The following is a 22,061-nucleotide window of genomic DNA, read 5'->3' as shown; positions in this document are numbered from 1 at the left end:
GTACTTTTTGCGCCTTAAACGTATATGTATATAAATAGCATATAGCGTGGAAGAGCAAGAGTTAAAAAAACTGATTTCGAAATACAATTCGGGTGTTGCCACGGCCGAAGAAAAAGTACTTGTTGAAAATTGGTACGAAGAATTAAACGGCGAAGAGCTATCCATAAGTCATGACCGCCTTATGGCAATAAAACAGGATACCTATACCAACTTATTGGCCCATATAGGCACCACACAACCTCAAAAATACCCCGCACAAAATAACAAATATGTTTTTCCGCTTTATTTAAAATGGGTAGCGGCAGTTTTGCTGCTATCCATTACTATTACTTTTTATTATTACAACAGGCGGGCATCTACACAAACAACAAACTACATTGCTAAAAATGATATAGCACCGGGTGGCAACAAGGCCATATTAACCCTCGCCAACGGCTCAAAGGTGGTATTGGATGATAAAAAGAACGGCCGGCTGGCTACACAAGGTCAAACCATTATTCAAAAAAAAGGGAGCGGTTTGTTAACTTATTTATCAGCTGCCTTGTCAAACCAAAAAACTACCGAAATAACTTATAACACTGTAAGTACCCCAAGAGGCGGGCAGTATGAGGTAATATTACCCGACGGAACGCAGGTTTGGCTCAACGCGGCATCATCCCTAAAGTTCCCTACCGCGTTTACAGGTAAAGAACGAAACGTGGAACTAACTGGCGAGGCTTATTTTGAAGTGTCGAAAAATAAGGCCATGCCTTTCCATGTATCCGCCGGCGGGCAGGTGATTGAGGTTTTAGGTACTCATTTTAATGTTAACGCCTATACCGATGAAATGTTGATTAAAACAACACTGCTGGAAGGCTCTGTAAAGGTTAATAAAGGAATATCATTTGCCATGCTGAAACCCGGGCAGCAATCCACCATCAACAATAACGAAATAGCCCCGGTAATTAAAGTTACAGAGGTTGCTGATGCCGAAGAAGTAATGGCCTGGAAGGACGGCAAATTTTACTTTAACAATGCCGATATTAAAACGGTAATGCGCCAAATTGGACGCTGGTACGATGTGGATGTTGAATATGCCGGCAAAATACCTGGTAACGATGGATTTACCGGAACCTTTTCGAGAAATATGACTGCCTCCAAGGCATTAAAAATACTGGCGTTTTCTGGTGTCGACTTTAAAATAGAAGGGAGAAAGATTATCGTAAAATAAATACACTACATCAATCGGGCGGCGAGGCTGCCTGGCCGTGGTGGCCATAAAAAAACCGGAGAGTGCTACCAACACTGTCCGGCAATAGTATGGGCCAACCTCATTTGACTTACTTGAGATAAACAAACTGTACACTAACCCAAAACCATACAAAAGTATGCAATTTTCTACTTCTTGTTTGCCGCATTATAATTATAATTATATGCGGTTTAAAAAAATACTATTGGTAATGAAGCTAACCACTTTACTCCTCCTGATAGGCTTTCTACATGTAAATGCAGCAGTTTATGGCCAACACATAAACTTAAATGCAAGTAACATTACTATGGAAAAACTTTTCAAGCAATTGGAAAAACAAAGTGGTTATTCATTTTTTTACAAAGCCGGCGCTTTAAAAAATCTCCCTAAAATAGATGTGGAGATAACCGATGCCAACATTGATGAGGTACTGCAAAAATGCTTTAAAAACAAGCCGCTTGATTATCTTATTATTGATAAAAGTATAGTCATCAGGCGTAAGGATAAAGAACCCGAACCAATAGTTATATCGGTAAAGCCAACCAATGTACTGGTACATGGCAAGGTGGTTGATGCACAAAATGATCCTTTACCAGGGGTAAGCATCAAACTAAAAAACACACTGCAGGGTTGGGTTACTGATGCCAAAGGCGAGTTTAACGCCTTAATTCTTGACCCCAACGTCGCCAATGGCATACTGCAAATAAGTTTTGTAGGCTTTACCACTCAGGAGGTGGCTATTAAGGATATAAAAGCCCCGTTTATTATAAGCCTTAAGCCCGATGTTGGCAAGCTGGATGAAGTGCAGGTAATAGCTTACGGCCAAACTACCAAACGGTTCAATACCGGCAACCAAACTACGATAACAGCTAAAGACATTGCCAAATACCCCGTTACCAATGTTTTAGAAGCCCTGCAAGCCAGCGTACCCGGTATGAACATTGTTAAAACCACAGGCATGCCGGGTGGTGTGTACAGTGTAAAAATACGAGGGCAAAATGGTATTAATAACGGTACCGGCACCGATCCTTTATATATTGTTGATGGTATCCCCTACCAGGGAGGCTACTACGATCTGCAGAATGGTACCCTGGGTAACTTGCCGGGAAAATCTGGCATTGGCGGCGATGCGCTTAACTTTATAAACCCGCAGGATATTGAGAGCATTAACGTACTTAAAGATGCTGATGCAACAGCCATTTACGGTTCGCGTGCTGCCAATGGCGTTATATTAATAACTACCAAAAGAGGTAAAGCCGGCAATGTTAAGGTTGATGTAAACGTATACTCGGGCGTAAGCAAGGTTACACGTTTGCCTCACTTTTTAAATACCCAGCAATACCTGGAGATGCGCCATGAGGCCTATAAAAATGATGGCCCGTCATTTTCACAGGCTTATGATATTAACGGCACCTGGGATACCACACGCTATACCAATTGGGCAAAAGAGCTGATAGGCGGTTCGTCACACACCAGCAACGCGCAGGCTACAATTTCTGGCGGTAATGCCACTACACAATTTCTCATCAGCGGTAATTACAACAGGCAATCAAACCTGATGCGGTTAGGAGGTTCTGATCGTAACGCGTCTGTACATTTCAGCATAAATTCGGCTACTGCCGATAATAAATTCTCGGTATCATTTACCGGCGGATATCTGTATAATAACAATACAATAACCAATGTTGATTTTACAAATTCGGTTTCTTTAGCACCGGATGCCCCGCCACTGTACAACCCCGATGGATCATTAAACTTCCAGAACAATACCTTCAACAACCCTTATACATCGGCCAAACTCATTAACAATACGCCGGCCAGCAATTTAACCAGCAGTTCTATTTTAAGCTATAAACCGGTTAAAGGACTGGAAGTAAAAGCAACACTGGGCTATAACAGGCAAGAGATCAATGAATTTTTAGGAACGCCAACTACAGCCTCAGCGCCTTTTCTGAATGCAACAACCGGTCAAAGCAAATTTACAACCGATGTTAACTCCACATGGAGCGTTGAGCCACAGATTAATTACAACACCAAAATAAGTAAAGGCGATTTTAGTGCTTTAGTAGGCGCCAGCCTGGCGCAGCAAACATCCGAGTCTACTCAATTAGTTGCAACCGGTTACACCAGCGATGCCTTGTTAAAAAGTATTTCGGGCGCTACAAAAATTACGCCTTACGTACCTTATGGATACGATAAAAACAAGATGGCCGCGCTTTTTGGCCGCATTGGTTACATTTGGGATAACGAGTTTCTGCTGCATTTAAGCGGCCGCTACGATGGATCGAGCAAGTTTGGCCAAAACAAACAATACCATTTTTTTGGAGCGGTAGGCGCAGGCTGGATATTTACCGAGGAAAAATTCATAAAGGATAACCTTCCTTTCATCAGCTTTGGTAAACTGCGTGCAAGTTATGGTGTTACGGGTAACGATCAGATAGGCTCATACCGCTATTTGCAAAGTTATTATGCCGTAACGGTAAACGTGCCTTACCAGGGTATTCCTGGCCTTTCTGCAGGTAGCCCGGCAAACCCCAACTTATCATGGGAAACCACTAAAAAAGCCGAGATAGGTGCCGAACTTCAATTTTTAAAAGGCCGCATAACCCTGGATGCAAGCTATTACCGTAACCGCACATCTGATGTATTGTATGGCTACCCGCTATCCATAGTTACCGGGACAACATCAATAACAACAAACCTGCCGGCAGTGGTGCAAAACAAGGCCTGGGAGTTTGTCCTGACTGGCGTAAACATTAAAGGCAAAGATTTTACATGGTCAACTACCGGTTTATTAACCATACCACGTACTGCGCTTATTAAATACCCAAGTCTCAATACTACATCCTTCGCCAATGCTTATGTATTGGGTATGCCAACAACCATACAAAAGGTATTTAATTTTGCAGGGGTAAATCCGCAAACAGGTGTGTATCAATTTTATGATAAGGATGGCCATATTACGGCCAACCCGGTTTCGGGTATTGATAATACCAGCGTCATCAATACCGATCCTAAATTTTATGGATCATTGATTAACGATATTGCATACAAAGGCTTTACGCTCAATTTTACCTTCAGGTTTATCAAACAGGTTGGTAAAAGCGCTTTTGGGCAATCTTCTTTGTTACCATCGGGTTTTGGCGCCATCAACGTTACTACAGATCAATTGGCCCGCTGGCAAAAGCCAGGCGATGTTACCAACATACAACGTTTTGGTACCAGCTTTGCCTTGCTTACGCCAATTTCATACGCCACCCGGAGTACAGCCGGCTATGCTGATGCATCTTATATCCGTTTTCAAAACCTATCATTGGGTTACCAGTTTAAGCCGGCGGTGTTAAAAACCCTGGGGGTACAAAATTTGCGGGTATACGTACAGGGCGATAACCTTTTAACCATATCTAAATATGGCAACCTCGACCCGGAAAATCAAAGTGCGTACAGCCTGCCGCCCTTAAGAACTATCACAGCAGGTTTACAAGTCACCTTATAAAATAAAAAGATCATGAAATTTAATTATCATATATTTTCAGCTCCTGGTTTTAAAAAGTGCCTTGGCTGTATCCTTATTCTGTTAACCTTAAACAGCTGTAAAAAAGCCATAGATGTTGGCGCGCAGGTAGGCGCTATTGATGCTAAAAACGCGTTTGCATCAAACGGTACGGCACAATCTGTACTGGCGGGTATTTTTGATATTATGGGCGCAGCGGGCTCGTTTTACAATGGCCAAAACAGTGTGAGTTTATTAATGGGCCTATCGGCCGATGAGCTGGTTAATTATAGCAATACGCCCGCGTACGGGCAGTTCTTTAGCAATAATTTAAGCGGACAAGGTAATAGCAGCACCTATTTTTGGGCCACTATATACCAGCAACTTTATAATTGCAACGCTGCAATTGCGGGGCTTACTTCGGCCACTGCTCTTACACCGGCAGTAAAGAACCAGTTGCTGGGCGAAGCCAAATTTGCCAGGGCCTACATCTATTTTTACGCCGTTAATATTTATGGCGATGTGCCCATGCCACTTACTACGGACTACGTGGTAAACAATACCATTGCCCGTACACCCAAAGCGCTGGTTTATGCCCAGGTAATTCAGGACCTGAAAGATGCGCAAGGATTGTTAAGTGATACCAAATACCTTAACGGCACCGGAGGGACTAGTACTGATAGATTGCGCCCCAACAAACAGGCTGCATCGGCACTGCTGGCCCGGGCATATTTGTACACGCAAGACTGGCAAAATGCCGAAACGCAGGCCACCGCCGTTATCGGCACCTCAACATACGTGCTGGAACCCAACTTAAACTCCGTGTTTTTAAAGGCCAGCCGCGAAACCATCTGGGCTTTGCAGCCGGTAACTACAGGCTATAACAACGCCGATGCTTATACCCTGGTGCTAACGGTTGATCCGCTAAAATCGGCAACTAACCAATTGCCGCTTAATAATATAGTTGTAAATGCATTTGAAACAGGTGATGCCCGGTTAACCAATTGGGTGGGTACATATAATGTGGCTGCAAGTGGTGCTACACCGGCTGCAACTTATTATTATGCCAACAAATACAAGGCCAACACCAGCTCGGGCAGCATCACACCCATTACCGAATATCCTATTGAGTTACGACTTGCCGAGCAATACCTCATCCGCGCAGAAGCAAGGGCCCAACTGGGTAACCTTGACGGGGCCGCCGCCGATTTGAACGTGATACGCGCAAGGGCAAGCCTGCCCGCCGCAACTACTGCCTCAAAAGACGCTGCCTTGAGCGCCATTGCACATGAACGCCAGGTTGAGTTGTTTACCGAATGGGGTCACCGCTGGTTCGATCTGAAACGAACCGGTAAAATTGATGCTGTAATGAGTATAGTAACCCCACTAAAAGGCGGCACCTGGAATACCAATAAACAACTGGTGCCAATACCCGTATCAGAGATTTTAATCAATCATAATCTTACTCAAAACCCAGGCTACTAAACATTAAAAAAAGTAGCTGTTAGTGCCCGCGCAATATCCTCTCATGGGGTATTGTGCAGGCATTTTAGCCCCTGTTTTGCCTTAAATTTCCTACAGAAAACAAACAACTAACCATTAATGTATATCAACAAAAAACAAACGGGCCGTACGCTTATGCTGTCGGCCGCATTGATCATGGTATTTGGCTTTGCCCATGGTCAAAAAAAATCAAAAACAGCCGCGGTGGATACCGCCAAAGCAAAAAGCCTGGCTCTGCTGGCGCTGGCCAAGCCCATATCAAACATTAAGCCTTATAAAGAGGTGGTTCCGGCTACGGCCAAAACACTCAAAAGTTTTTTGACGGTTCACCTGGTGGCCGATAAGTATTTATTCGAGATCCCGGACTCATTGCTGAAAAAAGACATCCTCATTGTAACCCGTATTGATAAAGCGCCTGCGGGTTTCCGCCTGCCCGGTGGCTATATGAGCTATGCAGGTGACGAGGTAGGATCATCAGTTATAGAGTTTGAAAAGATCCCGGGCGATAAGATCGTGATGCGCTCGGTCGCTTTCAGGGAGTTTAGTAATGATACCACCGAGAATGGTTTATCGCACGCGCTCATCAACAGTAATTACCAAACTATCCAGGGTGCTTTCACCATAAAAGCCGTTAACAAAGAAGGAAAGAGCACAGTGATTGATGTTACCGATTTTATTAATAACGATAACAACATATTTGCGCTGAGCGATCCGTTTGTGAAAAGCCTGATAGGCAACCTCATTATGGATCGGTCTTTTATCGATAATGCCTCGGCTTACCCGGCCAATGTGGAGATCAAATCGGTAAAAACGTATAATATGCGACCCAGTTCCGGCGGGTATACAGCGCCACCTGTAACTTTTGAGTTTAACAGCTCTATCGTTTTATTGCCGGCTATCCCCATGAAACCAAGGCCTGCAGACCCGCGCATCGGCTTTTTCTCCAACACGTATGTAGATTTTGATGCCAATCCACGCGGTGTTACCAACACCAGTTACATATGGCGCTGGCGTATAGAGCCTAAGGATGAGGATATGGATAAATACAAACGCGGCGAACTGGTTGAGCCCAAAAAGCCCATTGTTATTTACATTGACCCGGCTACGCCCAAAAAGTGGGTACCGTACCTGATGCTGGGTATTAATGATTGGCAGGCCGCCTTTGAAAAGGCCGGTTTTAAAAACGCCATTATGGCCAAACTGGCTCCGCTTAATGATTCTACCTGGAACATTGATGATGCAAGGCATTCGGTATTGGTTTATAAGCCATCGGCTGTTGCCAACGCCATGGGGCCAAGCATTAAAGACCCACGCAGCGGCGAGATCTTAGAAACTCATATTAACTGGTACCACAGTGTAATGAGTCTGCTGCAAAGCTGGTATATGGTACAGGCGGGCGCTATTGACCCTCGCGCGCAAAAGCCCCAGCTAGATGACGAGCTGATGGGACAGCTTATCCGTTTTGTATCATCGCATGAAATTGGCCATACTTTAGGCTTGATGCACAACTTTGGGGCATCATCAACAGTGCCTGTAGAAAACCTGCGCAACAAGGCCTGGGTAGAGGCGCATGGGCATACACCATCTATTATGGATTACGCCCGCTTTAATTATGTTGCCCAGCCCGAAGATCATATAGGCGAGAAAGGCATCTTTCCGCGTATTGGCGATTATGATAAATGGGCCATTGAATGGGGATATAAGCTGATTCCGGAGGCTAAAACCGCTGTTGACGAAAAAGCCATCCTTAACAAGTGGATGGTTGATAAGCTGGCATCCGGCAAGCAATATTTTTACGGCAGCCAGGTTGATCCGGCTACCAATGATATCTATATGTCAAACAATTCAGACCCACGCGACCAAAGTGAAGATCTGGGTGATGATGCCATGCTGGCCAGTACATACGGTATCAAAAACTTGAAAAGGATTGAGCCCAATATTATGAAATGGCTAAAAGAGCCTAATGGAAATTACGATAAGGTTGGCGACATGTACAAAGAAATAGCAAACCAATATCAACGCTATATGGGTCATGTGCTAAAACATGTTGGCGGTACATATACAACCCCAAAAACGGTTGAACAGGCAGGCCCTATTTATGCTGTAGTGCCTAAAGAAAAGCAAAAAAGAGCAGTAGCTTTCTTGCAGGAGCAGCTTTTTACTACCCCATACTGGCTGATGGATAGCAAACTGTATGACCTTACTACAACTGATTTTAGCCTGATAACTAAAATTCAGAAAGGCATATTGATGGCGCTACTTAGCCCGCAACGCTTAACTACTTTAGTTGACCAGGAAAAAAACTATGGTACCAAAGCCTACACTGTTGCCGAAATGCTGCGTGACCTGAAACAAGGTATATTTTCGGAATTGACAACACCAAAGCCCATTAGTATTTACAGGCGCGATTTGCAAAAGACATATGTAGAACTGCTGATATCCATCATCAGCAAACAAAGCACCGGAGTGGATAATGATGGTCTGTCTGTTATAAAAGGGCATGCCAAATTGTTAGCGACGCAAATAAAAACAGCATCGGCGCATACTGCAAACACAGCAAGCCGCGAACACCTTGTGGATATGAGCGAACGCCTTAACCGTGCGTTAAAACCAAAAGCAGATATTGATAAATAAATCAATGATTGAACAATAACCTTATTTATTGTCCGTATCCCCCAGTGCGGAAATTTTGTTAAGCGCGACCGCTGTATTGCCATTTTGTTTACAAATGGCAATACAGCGGTTTCGCTTTTGGAACAATTTGCCAACAAACTTCCCGGCAGAACACCTCCCCTTCCCGCATTTACTTTTCCCTTTTACCAATGTGGTTTATTCATATAAACAAAAGCCGGGTTATTAAAAAAGTGAGAATTAATACTGATTATGGCCGAAACAAATGAAATGTGTATTTTACGTGTGCCGTTCATGATGTGCCTTGATCAATTGGGACATAAACGATACATGTTGAATATAAACCAGATCCCTTATCTAAAAATAATTTCATGTTAAGAATAATAGTAATTAGTTTCATTTGCCTTTCAAGTCTGTCCTGTTTCGCCCAAAAAGAAGTGACATTAAAATCATTGTTAGAGGAATTAAAGGATAATACCACTGTGGCAAAATGGCCAGATCCATATTACAAGGAATCGCAGGCCAGCAGTTATGATCGAAAATCAAAGTCGCCCGCCACAGCGGGGTGGTTTGCCAATGATGACAGATCACAATATATAAGATCGGAAATTAACCAGGGGCGTAAAGAAGAAGTCATGATGGACGCCGATGGTCCTGGAGCTATTGTCAGGTTCTGGCTTACAACATTTAAACGAAATGGCAAAATCAGAATATATTTTGACGGGCATCAAAACCCAGAAATCACTATACCATCCTATGATTTAATGAAAATCGGTTTGAATTTGGGTACCGCGTTACTGGAACCACACTCCAGTTACGAGCCTAAGGAAAAAGGCGGTACTACATTATACTTACCCATGCCCTACGCAAAACATTGCAAAATCACCTTTGAGGATAATGATCCCGACAATCAGCCGCGTTATTACCAGGTGAATTACCGTACTTATGCAACAGGTACTAAAGTAAAGACTTTCACATTGGAGAATTTTAAAACGCTGGAGAAATTCACCGGGGCCGTTAATGATAAACTGCTGCACCCAGATAGTATTATAACCGGCAAGCAAACCAAAATTGAACAGGACATAGCACCCAAACAACAAATCGCGATGAAACTCCCTAAGGGTGCCGCCGCCGTGCGGTACATGGTTATAAAAATTGCAACTGCAAACCAGCATGATTACGAACAGGCATTGCGCTCCACTATCCTCAAAATAAAGTTTGATGGCGAGCAGACAGTATGGTGCCCGTTGGGCGATTTTGCAGGAAGTGGCGTAGGGAGCAAGCCTTTAAAAAGCTGGTATAGAACAATAAATATTGATGGCAGCCTCATTAGCAGATGGGTAATGCCTTACCGGGTTTCTGCAGAAGTATCTTTGTTAAATCTAAATGAGATTCCCGTTCATGCATCCCTTTCGGTAGTTACCGATAAATGGAAATGGAATGGCGGTAGCATGTATTTTCATGCCAACTGGAAGAGTGAAAACAATGTGGCCATTAAGCAAACGGAACAGTACAAACCGATTGAATGGGACTTCAACAGTATAACAGGAAAAGGAGTTTTTATAGGTGACACTTTTGCGGTTTATAATCACATGCACAAATGGTACGGAGAAGGCGATCAAAAGTTTTGGATAGATAATGCGGTTTTTCCTGATGAATATGGCACAGGTACGGAAGATTACTACAATACTTCCTGGGCTCCGGTAGTGTTATACCAAACGCCTTTTGCCAATGCGCCGCGTGCAGATAATCAAGATTCCTTTGGCTATAATACTTTTACCAGAACCAGAAACCTTGATGCTGTTCCTTTTAAAAAGCAGTTTCGCTATAGCCTGGAAATGCTTGGATGGGAAAACGGCACGGCAGATTGTGCAGCAACTACTTATTGGTACAGTTTCAAAAATGCCAAAAGCAGCTTAACTAAAAATCAAACTAAACCATCATTACTTCCCACAAATTAAAAGCGTTTTAGCATACATAGCCTGTACAATAGCAGCTTAAAAAAAAATCTGTTTTCCACGTACATGGAAAACAGATTTTTAAATTTAATTATAGGTTATGGCTGCTTTTTATTTACCGTCCATTCGGCCATCTGAAAATCTCGGCTGCCGTTATTTGCCTTAATGCTTATCCTGTAAAATTTATAGGCAACATTATTATTAAAATGATACAATTTACGCTGTGCACGGCCAGAAAACACCTCATTTGTGCGCGTATGTAAATTTATCCAGCGTATGCCATCTTCAGACCCCTGTAAGATCCAGGTTTTAGGATCACGGTCGGGAGAGTCATTTGCGCTTATCATGGTATATGCACCAGCAAGAGCAGCAATTTTAAGTTCATACTTCATTACCAGGTCTCCGGAAAAGCCCGATTGGAAAAACTTTGAATTCGGATCTCCATCAACTACTTTTAACGAACCCTCGTTTGAATTTGGGCCTCCTCCATTATCGCGCGAAACAGTAAAAGTACCGCCTATTGTTGCAAAATAGCTTTCACCAACCTTAGTTCTATCAAAATTTGGATCGGCTACATTCAATATTATTTCTTTACTGGCCGAGTAACCCTGCGAGTTTCTTGATGTTAGCACAACATGATACAGCCCCTCAAAAGCATATTTGTGTTTGGGTGATTTTTCAACAGAAGTGCTGTCATCCCCAAATTGCCATAATAGCTCCTCGTAATTACTTGAAGTGCTGGTAAACTGATAACTCAAAAAGTCAACGCTATCAGTTTTAGCTACTGTAAAACCTGCCATTGGTTTAGGTACTTCAACTTCGATCGGTACCGGTTTATCTTTTTTACATCCTACTGATATCATTACAACCAGCATAATTGCCGGCATAATGTTGAATAACTTATTCATCTTCATCGTTATATTCATTATATGTAAAATAATTATTGCGCCGGAAACAACTGGCTTTTTGGAACAATCCGTCGTCCATTTATACCGGCAGATGGCACTTCATACTCAAGCCTTGCTTGTTGCCCGCCAACATTTTCCCGATGGTTGGCCTCTATTTTATAGCGCTTTCCACGCTCCAGAAATACTTTGGCAAATCTGCTGGGCTTATCCCATTCTGTTGTAAAATCATCAATGACTGCTTTACCATCAATAAACAGCCTGGCTCCGTCATCCCATCTTGTTTCGTAAAAGATGTATTCGCCACGTACAGGGGCTAAAAACTCGCCGGTCCATCTGGATGAATAATTATCAGTACTAATAGAAGATGGTAACCAGTCGCCACCAAAATCAATTGTTTCATCTACCCTTACCAGTGTGGGCTTTCTTCCATCAAAGTCAAGCAACTGATTGTTTGTAAAGTATTCCGCTTTTAAACCTGTTCCGTTCCCGGTTATATAAGAGTTATTGTCGAGATTAACCCCTGGCTCAACCAACACAATCACCTTACTATTTGTGGGGTGTAAAATATGCCTGGTTGGGTTACTTAGGCTCACCGCGAAAGCAAATCTTTTGTTTGCAACAATATTGGCATCAAAAACCGGCCAGCCAATTAATAAACGTATTTGGGCTGTATTTGAATTTGAATTTACCCTTATCAGGGTATCTATGCTAAAATCGCTTTCGCCTAAGCTGATGGTATTTGCCGGTAAAACTTTATTCTTTACCAGTGTAGCAATAGTATCTGTATTGAGCTTTACGTGTATATTAAATGCAGTACCCGCCTGGCCGGATAGGTTGACGATTAGCGGTATAGTAATACCAGCCGGAGATGTTGTATAATTCTTTTTGTAATCAACACCCATGATACCGCCACCGTTAACAATAGAAAGATAATGAATATCTTTTTCTGCTATAAGTTGTTTGGTATTCAGCACAACCATAATATTTGATTTTCCGCCTGCAACCAGGTTACCTTTTCCGGGGCTGGTGAGTTTAAACGCAAAGGCAACATCTTTACCATAATTAAGCTCAAGCGTGGTAAGCCTCACAGTAGCAACTCCTGTGGCGGTATCTGCACCATAAGCTACATTAATTACACTTGGATAATCAATAGAACCATTGGGTAATACTACGGTGTTTTTTAAAGTGCCGTTTGCTATTAACTTACTCACTGTATCGCTATTGAGCGCAATGCCTACCTGGAACGCTTTAGCAGCAATCCCCGACAGTGATATTTTAAAAGGAACCTGAATAGTTTCGTTCGTCTTCGTAATACCTGAAACAACAACACCATCGCCAGAAATACTTACGGTTTTGTTTTTAATTAAACCTACATCATCGAGGTTGTTACGTTTACAAGAAACCGTTGACAGGATAATTAACCCCAGCAGTATACTGTATATATAATTTTTCATCATGAAATAATTTATCGTTGTATATTAATTTTACTGATCTAACCAAACTCTGCCGTCAAGATTCCAGCTTTGCCTGTTTGGTATCCTAAACCAGTTTATAATCTGTGCCGGGATATCAGTTGTTTGCGGCACAAATACCGCAAGCGCTTCAGCAGGCGGAGGGCATATCAGGTCATTAAAATCTTCCCACTTATAATCGCCCTTTAATTTAAAATCACGTGCCTGGGGGCCAACATCTTTTAACCTATCGCCCTGTCCGTCGGTACCTGGCCAGTAGGCTGCCAGGAAACTGTAATAAGGGTGCCCTTCTGAAATAGAAGTTTCACAGGCATAATTACCAATTACCGCGTCTGGCACATCTACTTTAAAAAATCTGATATCGCTTACATAAACATCCGGAGTACCATGACCGTTTCCGTTTAAAAATCCTAATTTGAGCGAGTTATTGTTATCAAGACTTCCCGAAGAAGTTATCTCCATTTCATTATTAAAATTACCATCGGTATAAGTTCTGATAAACCTTTTGCCAGCCCTGATCTCGCATTTTACACTCAGGTTCTCCCATTGGCCTTTCTTCAAATCCCCGCCTCTGCATTGCCTGTAATCACCATCTTTTGTGCCTCGCATTTCAAAATACCAGTATGAATCTTCCAGGTAAATCACCCAACCTACACTCGGGTGCCCGCTTGACCACTCATTCCTTTTGCCCAATATACTTGGCCAAAAAAACTTGTCTTCGTTCTTCTTAACCTTCAGTTCAATGGTAAATTTGGTAGTATCCCCAAGATTAAAAACATCAGCTGTATCAATTTCGGCCCTTACCGATTCGCCATATAATCTTACTGTTTTACCTAAGTACCGGTTTCCGGTAAATGGTTTTCCTATTACCCGTTGTTTGTATCTTGAGCTGTAGTAAATAGTAAAAGTATTGGCCGCTGTGTTGCTAAAAACGGTATTATCATTTTGATTTGCAGGTATAGTGAAGTTGCCACCGCCACTGGATGCTATAACTACCAGCCATTCTTCGTTTTGGTAATTCTTTCTCTTTTTTAGCGCATCCATAATCTGGCCTACATAGCCATCAAATTTTTCAATAGCAGCTTTGTACTGTGATGCAGAATTATCATAGCCATATTTGGCGCCCGCCTCATCAACATCATTAAAATGACCTAAGATAAAACTTGCCGTATCGGTATTGATATTGTTTACAACCGCTGTTTTAATCTGTTCATCGGTATCAAATAATTCACTTACGGTAGCTCCGCCGGTTAAATTATTTTTAAATATTGCCGAAGATGAATAGGCCACAATTTTTGCATTTGGTTTTTCCTGCTTTATTCTTTCAAGCACAACCGGGTAGTTTTTAAGATTAGCCCCCGTTAAATTATCATTTAAAACCAAATGCTTTTCCTTTTTTACCCCGGTTAACATATTGGCCCAATTGCTAACATCCCGGGTTGAATCCGGATCGCTTAAGGATACCCAGCTGTAAATTGAACTTGGTAATAAAGCCTTAATATTTGGAACATTTGCACTGTTTACCGATGCCCCTCTTGCGCCGTCAACAATCAAATACAATACTTTACGTTCGCCAAAGGAAACATTGGTTGTATCCTTGTAGTTTTTATCAGGCAATACCCGTAAAAAATCTTTATTACAGGATACTACCGCAATGGCAAGTATGGAACACATGATTCCAAAAACTATTCCCTGATATTTTTTCTTCTGCCCCATCTTTTTATAATTATAATTTTCTCTTTTAAATTTATTCGATTGTTACCCGGATGATATTATTTACCGGCAGGTTATCAAACCGGTCAAATCCCCCTATGAGGTATAATGCTCTTTTTCCATCGGCTGATTTTGTTTCTATGATATCAGACAGGCCGCCCGAAAACGGACCGGTTGTATTATAATTACCTGCAAGCTCCCCTTTAGCGTTCAGGATCATAAATCCATTGCGGGTAACATTGCTGTATTTTTTGAAACTACCGCTTACTACTATTAAGCCATCATCCAATTGCCTTGAAAAGCCCGGGTAACCACCATCAAATATTTTTGGTGCAAATGATTCATCAAGGCTGCCATCTTCATTAAGCAATGCCATACTTATAGCAGGTTTACCGTTATATGATCTGAATATTCCGGTGATCAGATATTTTTTTGTAACCCGGTTATAGGTTAGTGATGATATACCGTTATCGGCGCCTGTACCGGCGTGAAACGTGTTATCAATGCTTCCATCCACATTTAACCTAATAAGGCGCCCGGCTGGTTTTTGATCAAATGTTGTAAAGCTTCCAAAAACCACAAGCTTCTCTAACTGCCCGGCGTCTGTGTGCATATAGGAATCAATTGGCCCGTTTGCAGCTTGTAAGCCTTTATTGGCGGCAACGTTGAAGCGAAATGTTTTATCTAAAGAGCCATCTAAATTAAACCGGAGCACTTGCCTCATCTCTGTACTATCCACAATAACCGTGTCTCTTGTAAAGTCATGATTGGGTTTTTTATAGGTCCGGTGTACATAATACCTGAAGTTGCCGGTAGCCAGGATCTTATTTTGATGATTATAAACTCTATTTATAAAATCATTGGTCCCCCCGTTAAATTTTGGAAAATACTTAGTGGTATCCCTCGAAGTGTCTTTTTGTGTGGAGCGCCTGTATACTTTTATGGCTATAGTATCAACACTTCCATCAACCCCTAAACTGGTTATATTGCTAATATTATCTGTTCGTTGATTATACCCGCCAAAGCCGCCTGCAATAATAAATTTTCCGTTTATCTGCATAACTCTTGATAAACCTCCATTTGCAGCTTTACCGGTTCTGAAGGTACGGTCAAACTCACCATCAGATGATGTTCTTACAATTCTGTTAAGTGGGGTTACAATGCCTTTGTTATCATAATTAGTAAACCTGCCAACCACCAAATTCCTTCCATCGGCCAGGGGAAATATCTGGCTCACATAATTATTTGCGCCCAACGTAGCCCTGAAAGATGGATCAATATTGATGAGGCCGTTTACTTTAAACAGCGGCCCAAGCACCAATTGGTCATCAATTGCTATAGATGTTATGCCGCTGCTGCCAAAGGGAGGAACTTTTACTTTGATGGATGTTGCTGTAACCTCGGTAATTTGCCCTTCCTCGCCATTAAACATAAATTTCAGTTTATCCTTAAAGGGTATTAATCCGGCTGCTTTAAAAGTAATCTCGGTACCTACAGCGCCCGATGCTGGGCTTGGTATAGCATCACGATTAAGTGTTACGCCTAATGGCGGCTTTCCATCAGCATATGGAGCTTCAAAGCTCTCTTGCGCCTTTTTGCAGCTTTGAATAACTAAGGCTGCTAAAGCAAATATTATTATGTATTTAATTTTTTTCATGTCTCAATTCGTTATTGATCAAACATCATTTTTAATATTTTTTATTCGGATGAATGAAGCCCGGTGTTATAAACCTCAATAAAAAAGTCGTCCGGATTGAAGCCAAAGTATGCCCCGTTATACTGCAACGTGTGTACTACGCCGTTTTTGGGCTTAATGTCTGATGAGGAAATATAAGTTCGGAAAACCGCATTTTGGGCATTATTAATATCATACACGTAGCTGATTATTAAACTGCGCGGCCCTATGTACCTTACCTTATTCGCGTCTCCGTAAATGACCCCAATATTTGAAACATCGCCGCTATATGAATAATATAATGCACCCGGATACTGATTTTGAAGGTTAAGATCTATTTGAGAGTAATCTTTAAGGCGGTTAACCCCCTTGAACATATAACGCTCCAAATATTTTCTCCAGATCAATGAATCGATATCCGATAATTTTTTAACCGTATCGCGGCCAACACTAAATAAAAACTCGTTTAATGAGCCCCTGATTTTTGCATTGCCAATGGTTCTTTTTATAACATCATCATCGGGTGCAAAAAAGGTAAAATCAACGGTGTGGAAAGTGCTCTCGAGCCCGGCTAACTTTACAATTTGGGCAATAGTATCAAAGGGCACCGGCTTTGCTTCTAAATATTGAAACATATCGCCGGGGAAATCAGGATTTGCCTTCCCCCCATCCCGGTAGTACTCATCCCGTTTACAACCGGTAAGTAACATGAAGAGACCGGCACAAACAATAATTATATTTTTCATAATTGTTATTATTATCTTTTAGCTATGTGTTAATTACCGCCGTTTACCCAATAGGCATTTAGCGACATGAAAGGATTATTGGTTAATGCATTACCGCTGATAGGCCATGTCCAGGCTCCCCTGTTAAACTTATCCAACGTTAATACATTATATGTCCATTGGCTGTTAAGAATCCGCCGGGTACGTACCAGGTCAAAATAATGATGTCCCTCGCCCATCAATTCACGGGATCTTTCTAAAAAGATAAAATCCTTTAAATCCTGACCGCCACCACCAGCATATTGTGAAGCTTCGGCCCTATCCCTGATTTTATTAACCAGCGCTGTTGCTTCGTTGTCCTGACCTAATTCGGCCATTGCTTCTGCACATAATAAAATCTCGCCGGCATACCTGAAAATCATAAAAGTATTATCAGGGTTGCTGTTTTCTTCGCCCGTTGCAAAAGCATTCTGAGCAAATTTTAACATCATGAATTTCCCGTTATCGGCATATATATCTTCATTAAACCACATAGTTGCCCGTTTATCGGCTGTGCCCGGATACAGCTTTTGCATATATTCTGCCCTGAAATAGGCAAAGCTTACCCTGTGTGTATACTCTGGCCGTTTGTAGGGGTAATGCAAAAACATATCTCCAACGGGCGCTATGTTTGCGTTTGCATCACCATAGTTAACACTGCGGTAAAATTCAAAAAGGCTTTCATCAGATCGTCCTTTAATAACGGTGGCCCATTCTGAAATTGGCAACAATCTGTAGGCATTACTTTTAATAAGCTCCTGGCCCAGATCAACTGTTTCCTGGTAATACTTAGCTGCATTTGGCTTATCAAAACCAGCATTCCACATGTTCATGTTCATGAGCAGCGCTATAATACTACCCTTGCTTGCCCTTACACCTTTAAGGGCAGGATCGCTATAAGTCCAGGGCATATTGTCTTTATAGGTTTTAAGGTCGGCTATGCATTTATTTAAAACCGAAACCATATTTTCACGGGGCAAGGCTGTTGAATGAAAAGCATCGGTATAATACGGCACATCGCCATAAAGCCTTACCATAAAGAAATATGCAAGTGAGCGAATAAAAGCGGCTTCGCCTTTAAATTGATTTTTCTCGGCTGTTGATACTCCTGGTATCCCTTCGTCAAGCTTCGAAATTAAAATGTTAGCGCCCTGTACAACCTGGTAGTAGCCGGTCCAGTCGGTAATGTTATAAAAGTTGTAAAAACTCCATGGCGGGTTGCCATTAATAAGGTTGAGCAAATCATTTCGGCCCAATACCTCTACATATTCACGTGCCGGGCCCAGATCAGACTGTGCCTCATGCATTACCTCGCCAGAACGATATTCGCCCGTGGCACCAATAAATTGTGTTTCATTGATCTTTCCAAAAAACTGCCTCGATAGATCATATATATTGGCAATAACATCATCCTTTGACTGGTAAAAATTATTACCGGTTAGTTTATCAATAGGTTGAATGTTCAAAAACTTTTTACAGGCAGGTAAACAGAAACTTCCTGCAATTACTAAAATGTATATAATACTTTTTTTCATGATTTTAAGTTTTATTTACTTGTGTTGAGTTCTATATTTAAACCTATGTTATAGGTACGCGGCACCGGGTAACCACTGGAAATATCACGACCCAAAGTGGTTACGTTCTCTGGATTTGGCCCTTTATATCCCGAAAACGTGGTGAGGTTATTGGTTGAGAAATATACCCGCAGACTGTTAAAACCAATCTTTCTGACAAGCTTACGATCAAAGGAATAGGAAAACGTAACGTTATTGATTTTAAAGTATGAGCCGTCCTCGGCCCATAATGTTTGATCTGGCCTCAATGGTTGTATCTGGTTATACCTTGAAAAAGAATAAGGATTAGGGTAAACCGAATGATCACCGGGCTGCCTCCAGATATCCATATTATTTAAGGGAACTACTGCTAACAGATCATAAGGATTACGCGATATAGCCATACGATCAGCAAGCGCGTTATTTAAAATAGTTCTTTTTGCTGTGAACGTTGAATAAATATTAAGCCCGAAATTTTTGTAGACAATATTTGTGGAAATACCACCTGTAACTAAAGGCTGAGAGTTACCGGTTATCTCATAATCCTTGCCATCTAAGATATAATCGCCGTTAACATCTTTAAAATTAGGATCGCCTCCTTTAAATGGCAGGCCGTTAGCCTGATATTTTTTTCCCGTTACAGGATCTACCGGCACAGCAGCATCTGTAGAATATACACCCTGGTTGATGTGCAGATAATTTGACAGCGTATTTTGGCCTACCCTAAAAACAATATGCTGCAAATAGTCCGTATTATTATCAAACTTTATGTACTGTCCATTATACTCGGCCGGAAGCTTCAGCAAAACATCCCGGTTAATGGCTCCGTTTAATGAAATGCTCCAGTTAAAATCTTTTGAAATAACAGGCCTTATCGTGAGCGTTAGCTCGTAACCATAATCGGCTATTGCTACCTCATTACTAACCCGCCTGTTAAAGCCGGTACTATTAGCCAAATATCTGTCAAATAACAAATTGTCAACCTTCTTGAAATAGGTATCGAAATTTACATCCAATCTGTTTTGAAAAAGCCCGACATCAAAACCAAGGTTGTATTGCGTAGTAGTTGTTGGTTTTAACGAAGGATTGGGTATAAAATCATAATTAATACCAATAGTTGGATTATTGTTGAAGTTTCCGTTTAGGTTATATACACCATAAATGCTTTGCAAGTTACCCGTTGGCACAATGTTTTGCCCCCAGGTTAACCTCACGTCGCCATAAGTTAGCCACGGCAAATCTTTAAACCAGTTTTCCTTATTGAAATTCCACTTTAACCCAATGGATGGATTTTTGGAGTATGGATTCTCTAATCCGTTTGATGATGTACCATCTAACCGGTATGAAAGTTCAAGCACATACTTACGCTGGAAATCATAACTGATTGCTCCTGCAAATGAGGCTATGGTAGCATTTTTATAATTTGAAAGCACACCACCCCCGCGCGAATAATAGGAGTCATAACCAACCGGGCCCTGGAGCTGATCATTAGGTGATCTTTCCTGGCGGATGATACCGCTTTGGCCTCCTTGTTTATATATTTCATTAAAAGCATTAATAAATATATTATGATTGGTGCCTAAAGTTTTAGCGTAGGTAATAGCATTTCGGTTATACAGCGTATAGTTTCTGCCAACAAAATCATACACCTGGGCAAACTGTGAATTGGCCGCAGCCGGCGTAAAAGTTGATTCGGCATCAGAAGTATAATCATAGCTAATGCTTGATGATAAAGCAAGGCCCGGTATAAACTCATAACGGCCATCTACGTTTGCCCTTATGTTTCTTGAGCTGTTACTATTTTGCGTTTTTAATGCCGATGTAACCCCATCTGATGACAGGTAGAACGACGGGGGCGGCAACAATGTTGATGCCTGCCCGTTAGCTGCTACACCCTGCTGTAATAAACCGAGACCATCACCCTTAGCCTGGCTACCTACCGAACCAAATAACGAACTGAAGAACCGGAATTTATCATTGGGTTTAAACTCCATATTCATGTTGAGGTTATACCTGTCAAACCCGGTATTTTTTATTACCCCTTTTTCTGAATAATAACCAACATTGGCCTTGTAATTAAATTTTTGATCGCCTCCATCTAAAGCAAGGTTATGGCTTTGGTTATAGGTAGTAGCATAAAATATAGATTGCCAATTGGTTGAATTATTCCAGTAAGCATTTAAACTATCAGCAAGGAAGCCTGTTAGGCCTATTTTTCTTAATTCATCAACAGTGGTGGCATTTGATAATATCTGTTGAATTTTTGCCCGGCGTTCGTCATTGCCACCCAATGTTTCACGTAGTTTTGGCGGGGCGTTAACAAAAAAGTTAGCGGTATAACGTACCCTTGGCACTTTTGAATTTCCACGTTTAGTTGTAATAATAATTACACCGTATGCACCTCTTGATCCATACAATGAAGTTGCCTGCGCATCCTTCATGATCTGGATACTTTGGATATCTTCAACGGGAATAAGTGATAAAGGGCTAACGCCGGGACCCTGCGTTTGAAAACCAAATTCGGCAGCCTTATCCGCATCTAATGGCACCCCATCAATAATGTATAAAGGAGATGTGGGTTGTAAAAACGACTCATTACCGCTACCGCTAACACTAAGCGTTGATAAACCACGCACCTGCACCGAGCCCCTGAAACCAGGTGCACCGGTATTATTCTGGATATTTAAACCCGCAACTTTACCTTGCAATAATTGCTCAAAGCTTGATACAGGAATATCTGCAATATCTTTGTTGGTAATTACGGTTGTTGCACCGGTTGTGGTTTCTTTGCTCCTGTTTTGATAGGCAACAATTACAATTTCATTAAGCCCCTTATGATCTTCACTTAATGTTATTATTAAATCTTTTTGCGCTTCGGTAACCTTAAGCTTTTGGGTAACAAACCCTATAAATGAAAATGTAATTGTGGAGTTTTCTGGTACAGTAACCGAAAACCTTCCTTTTAAATCTGTTTGGGTTAGTCCCTTTTTGTCGATAGATATATTTACACCTGAAAGTACTTTATTTTCAGGCTTATCCAATACCACACCGCTAACGGTTATATTTTTTGTTTGCGAATAAATATCTGTATTACAGATCATGCAAACAATTAGCACTACGTAAAATAGTATATATTTTCTCATTACTTTGGCTTTTAAATGCA

The 22,061-nt window shown here is 41.6% G+C and carries 12 protein-coding genes; 5 read left to right on the top strand and 7 right to left on the bottom strand.

The features are described from left to right. Nucleotides 1–46: 46 nt before the first annotated feature. From AC1DYB_RS00240 to AC1DYB_RS00220, 5 genes are all read left to right on the top strand, one after another. Nucleotides 47–1,210, top strand: coding sequence for a FecR family protein (locus AC1DYB_RS00240; protein ID WP_477431400.1), 1,164 nt, complete (start codon nucleotides 47–49; stop codon nucleotides 1,208–1,210). A 325-nt stretch (nucleotides 1,211–1,535) separates the two neighbouring features. Continuing rightward, entirely contained in the window at nucleotides 1,536–4,724 is a 3,189-nt protein-coding gene (locus tag AC1DYB_RS00235) for a SusC/RagA family TonB-linked outer membrane protein (RefSeq protein ID WP_477431398.1), read from the top strand. Between the two features lie 12 nt (nucleotides 4,725–4,736). Next, complete coding sequence (locus AC1DYB_RS00230) at nucleotides 4,737–6,206, top strand: RagB/SusD family nutrient uptake outer membrane protein (protein WP_477431395.1); 1,470 nt, start codon at nucleotides 4,737–4,739, stop codon at nucleotides 6,204–6,206. A gap of 117 nt (nucleotides 6,207–6,323) precedes the next feature. Beyond that, the gene (locus AC1DYB_RS00225; protein ID WP_477431393.1) at nucleotides 6,324–8,858 is read left to right on the top strand and encodes a zinc-dependent metalloprotease; all 2,535 of its coding nucleotides are present in this window, start codon (nucleotides 6,324–6,326) and stop codon (nucleotides 8,856–8,858) included. A gap of 368 nt (nucleotides 8,859–9,226) precedes the next feature. Continuing rightward, nucleotides 9,227–10,816: a glycoside hydrolase family 172 protein gene (locus tag AC1DYB_RS00220; RefSeq protein WP_477431391.1), complete on the top strand. Its 1,590-nt coding sequence runs from the start codon at nucleotides 9,227–9,229 to the stop codon at nucleotides 10,814–10,816. A 95-nt stretch (nucleotides 10,817–10,911) separates the two neighbouring features. On the opposite strand, the gene AC1DYB_RS00215 is transcribed toward AC1DYB_RS00220, so the two are convergent. The 7 genes from AC1DYB_RS00215 to AC1DYB_RS00185 are packed head-to-tail and all read right to left on the bottom strand — an operon-like array spanning nucleotide 10,912 to nucleotide 22,041. After that, on the bottom strand, nucleotides 10,912–11,721 hold the full coding sequence (locus tag AC1DYB_RS00215) for a PKD domain-containing protein (RefSeq protein WP_477431389.1): 810 nt from the start codon (nucleotides 11,719–11,721) through the stop codon (nucleotides 10,912–10,914). 32 nt (nucleotides 11,722–11,753) lie between these two features. Further along, entirely contained in the window at nucleotides 11,754–13,178 is a 1,425-nt protein-coding gene (locus AC1DYB_RS00210) for a PA14 domain-containing protein (RefSeq protein WP_477391416.1), read from the bottom strand. A gap of 27 nt (nucleotides 13,179–13,205) precedes the next feature. Continuing rightward, nucleotides 13,206–14,909 (bottom strand): alkaline phosphatase family protein, encoded by a 1,704-nt coding sequence (locus tag AC1DYB_RS00205; RefSeq protein WP_477431387.1) that lies wholly within the window; start codon nucleotides 14,907–14,909, stop codon nucleotides 13,206–13,208. 31 nt (nucleotides 14,910–14,940) lie between these two features. After that, nucleotides 14,941–16,563 (bottom strand): DUF5008 domain-containing protein, encoded by a 1,623-nt coding sequence (locus AC1DYB_RS00200; RefSeq protein WP_477431385.1) that lies wholly within the window; start codon nucleotides 16,561–16,563, stop codon nucleotides 14,941–14,943. Nucleotides 16,564–16,604: 41 nt separating this feature from the next. Then, the gene (locus AC1DYB_RS00195; RefSeq protein ID WP_477431383.1) at nucleotides 16,605–17,327 is read right to left on the bottom strand and encodes a hypothetical protein; all 723 of its coding nucleotides are present in this window, start codon (nucleotides 17,325–17,327) and stop codon (nucleotides 16,605–16,607) included. Between the two features lie 29 nt (nucleotides 17,328–17,356). Then, nucleotides 17,357–18,880, bottom strand: a complete 1,524-nt coding sequence (locus AC1DYB_RS00190; protein ID WP_477431381.1) for a RagB/SusD family nutrient uptake outer membrane protein — start codon at nucleotides 18,878–18,880, stop codon at nucleotides 17,357–17,359. A gap of 11 nt (nucleotides 18,881–18,891) precedes the next feature. Then, the gene (locus tag AC1DYB_RS00185; RefSeq protein WP_477431379.1) at nucleotides 18,892–22,041 is read right to left on the bottom strand and encodes a SusC/RagA family TonB-linked outer membrane protein; all 3,150 of its coding nucleotides are present in this window, start codon (nucleotides 22,039–22,041) and stop codon (nucleotides 18,892–18,894) included. Nucleotides 22,042–22,061 lie beyond the last annotated feature (20 nt).

Source organism: Mucilaginibacter sp. P2_A4 (genome assembly GCF_056405015.1).
This window is presented reverse-complemented; position numbering and strand designations above follow the sequence as displayed.

Bases quoted from the DNA above. Each gene is read 5' to 3' on its own strand.
- AC1DYB_RS00235 (WP_477431398.1), top strand. From the start codon at position 1,536: ATGGAAAAACTTTTCAAGCAATTGGAAAAACAAAGTGGTTATTCATTT.
- AC1DYB_RS00230 (WP_477431395.1), top strand. From the start codon at position 4,737: ATGAAATTTAATTATCATATATTTTCAGCTCCTGGTTTTAAAAAGTGC.
- AC1DYB_RS00225 (WP_477431393.1), top strand. From the start codon at position 6,324: ATGTATATCAACAAAAAACAAACGGGCCGTACGCTTATGCTGTCGGCC.
- AC1DYB_RS00220 (WP_477431391.1), top strand. From the start codon at position 9,227: ATGTTAAGAATAATAGTAATTAGTTTCATTTGCCTTTCAAGTCTGTCC.
- AC1DYB_RS00215 (WP_477431389.1), bottom strand. From the start codon at position 11,721: ATGAATAAGTTATTCAACATTATGCCGGCAATTATGCTGGTTGTAATG.
- AC1DYB_RS00210 (WP_477391416.1), bottom strand. From the start codon at position 13,178: ATGATGAAAAATTATATATACAGTATACTGCTGGGGTTAATTATCCTG.
- AC1DYB_RS00205 (WP_477431387.1), bottom strand. From the start codon at position 14,909: ATGGGGCAGAAGAAAAAATATCAGGGAATAGTTTTTGGAATCATGTGT.
- AC1DYB_RS00200 (WP_477431385.1), bottom strand. From the start codon at position 16,563: ATGAAAAAAATTAAATACATAATAATATTTGCTTTAGCAGCCTTAGTT.
- AC1DYB_RS00195 (WP_477431383.1), bottom strand. From the start codon at position 17,327: ATGAAAAATATAATTATTGTTTGTGCCGGTCTCTTCATGTTACTTACC.
- AC1DYB_RS00190 (WP_477431381.1), bottom strand. From the start codon at position 18,880: ATGAAAAAAAGTATTATATACATTTTAGTAATTGCAGGAAGTTTCTGT.
- AC1DYB_RS00185 (WP_477431379.1), bottom strand. From the start codon at position 22,041: ATGAGAAAATATATACTATTTTACGTAGTGCTAATTGTTTGCATGATC.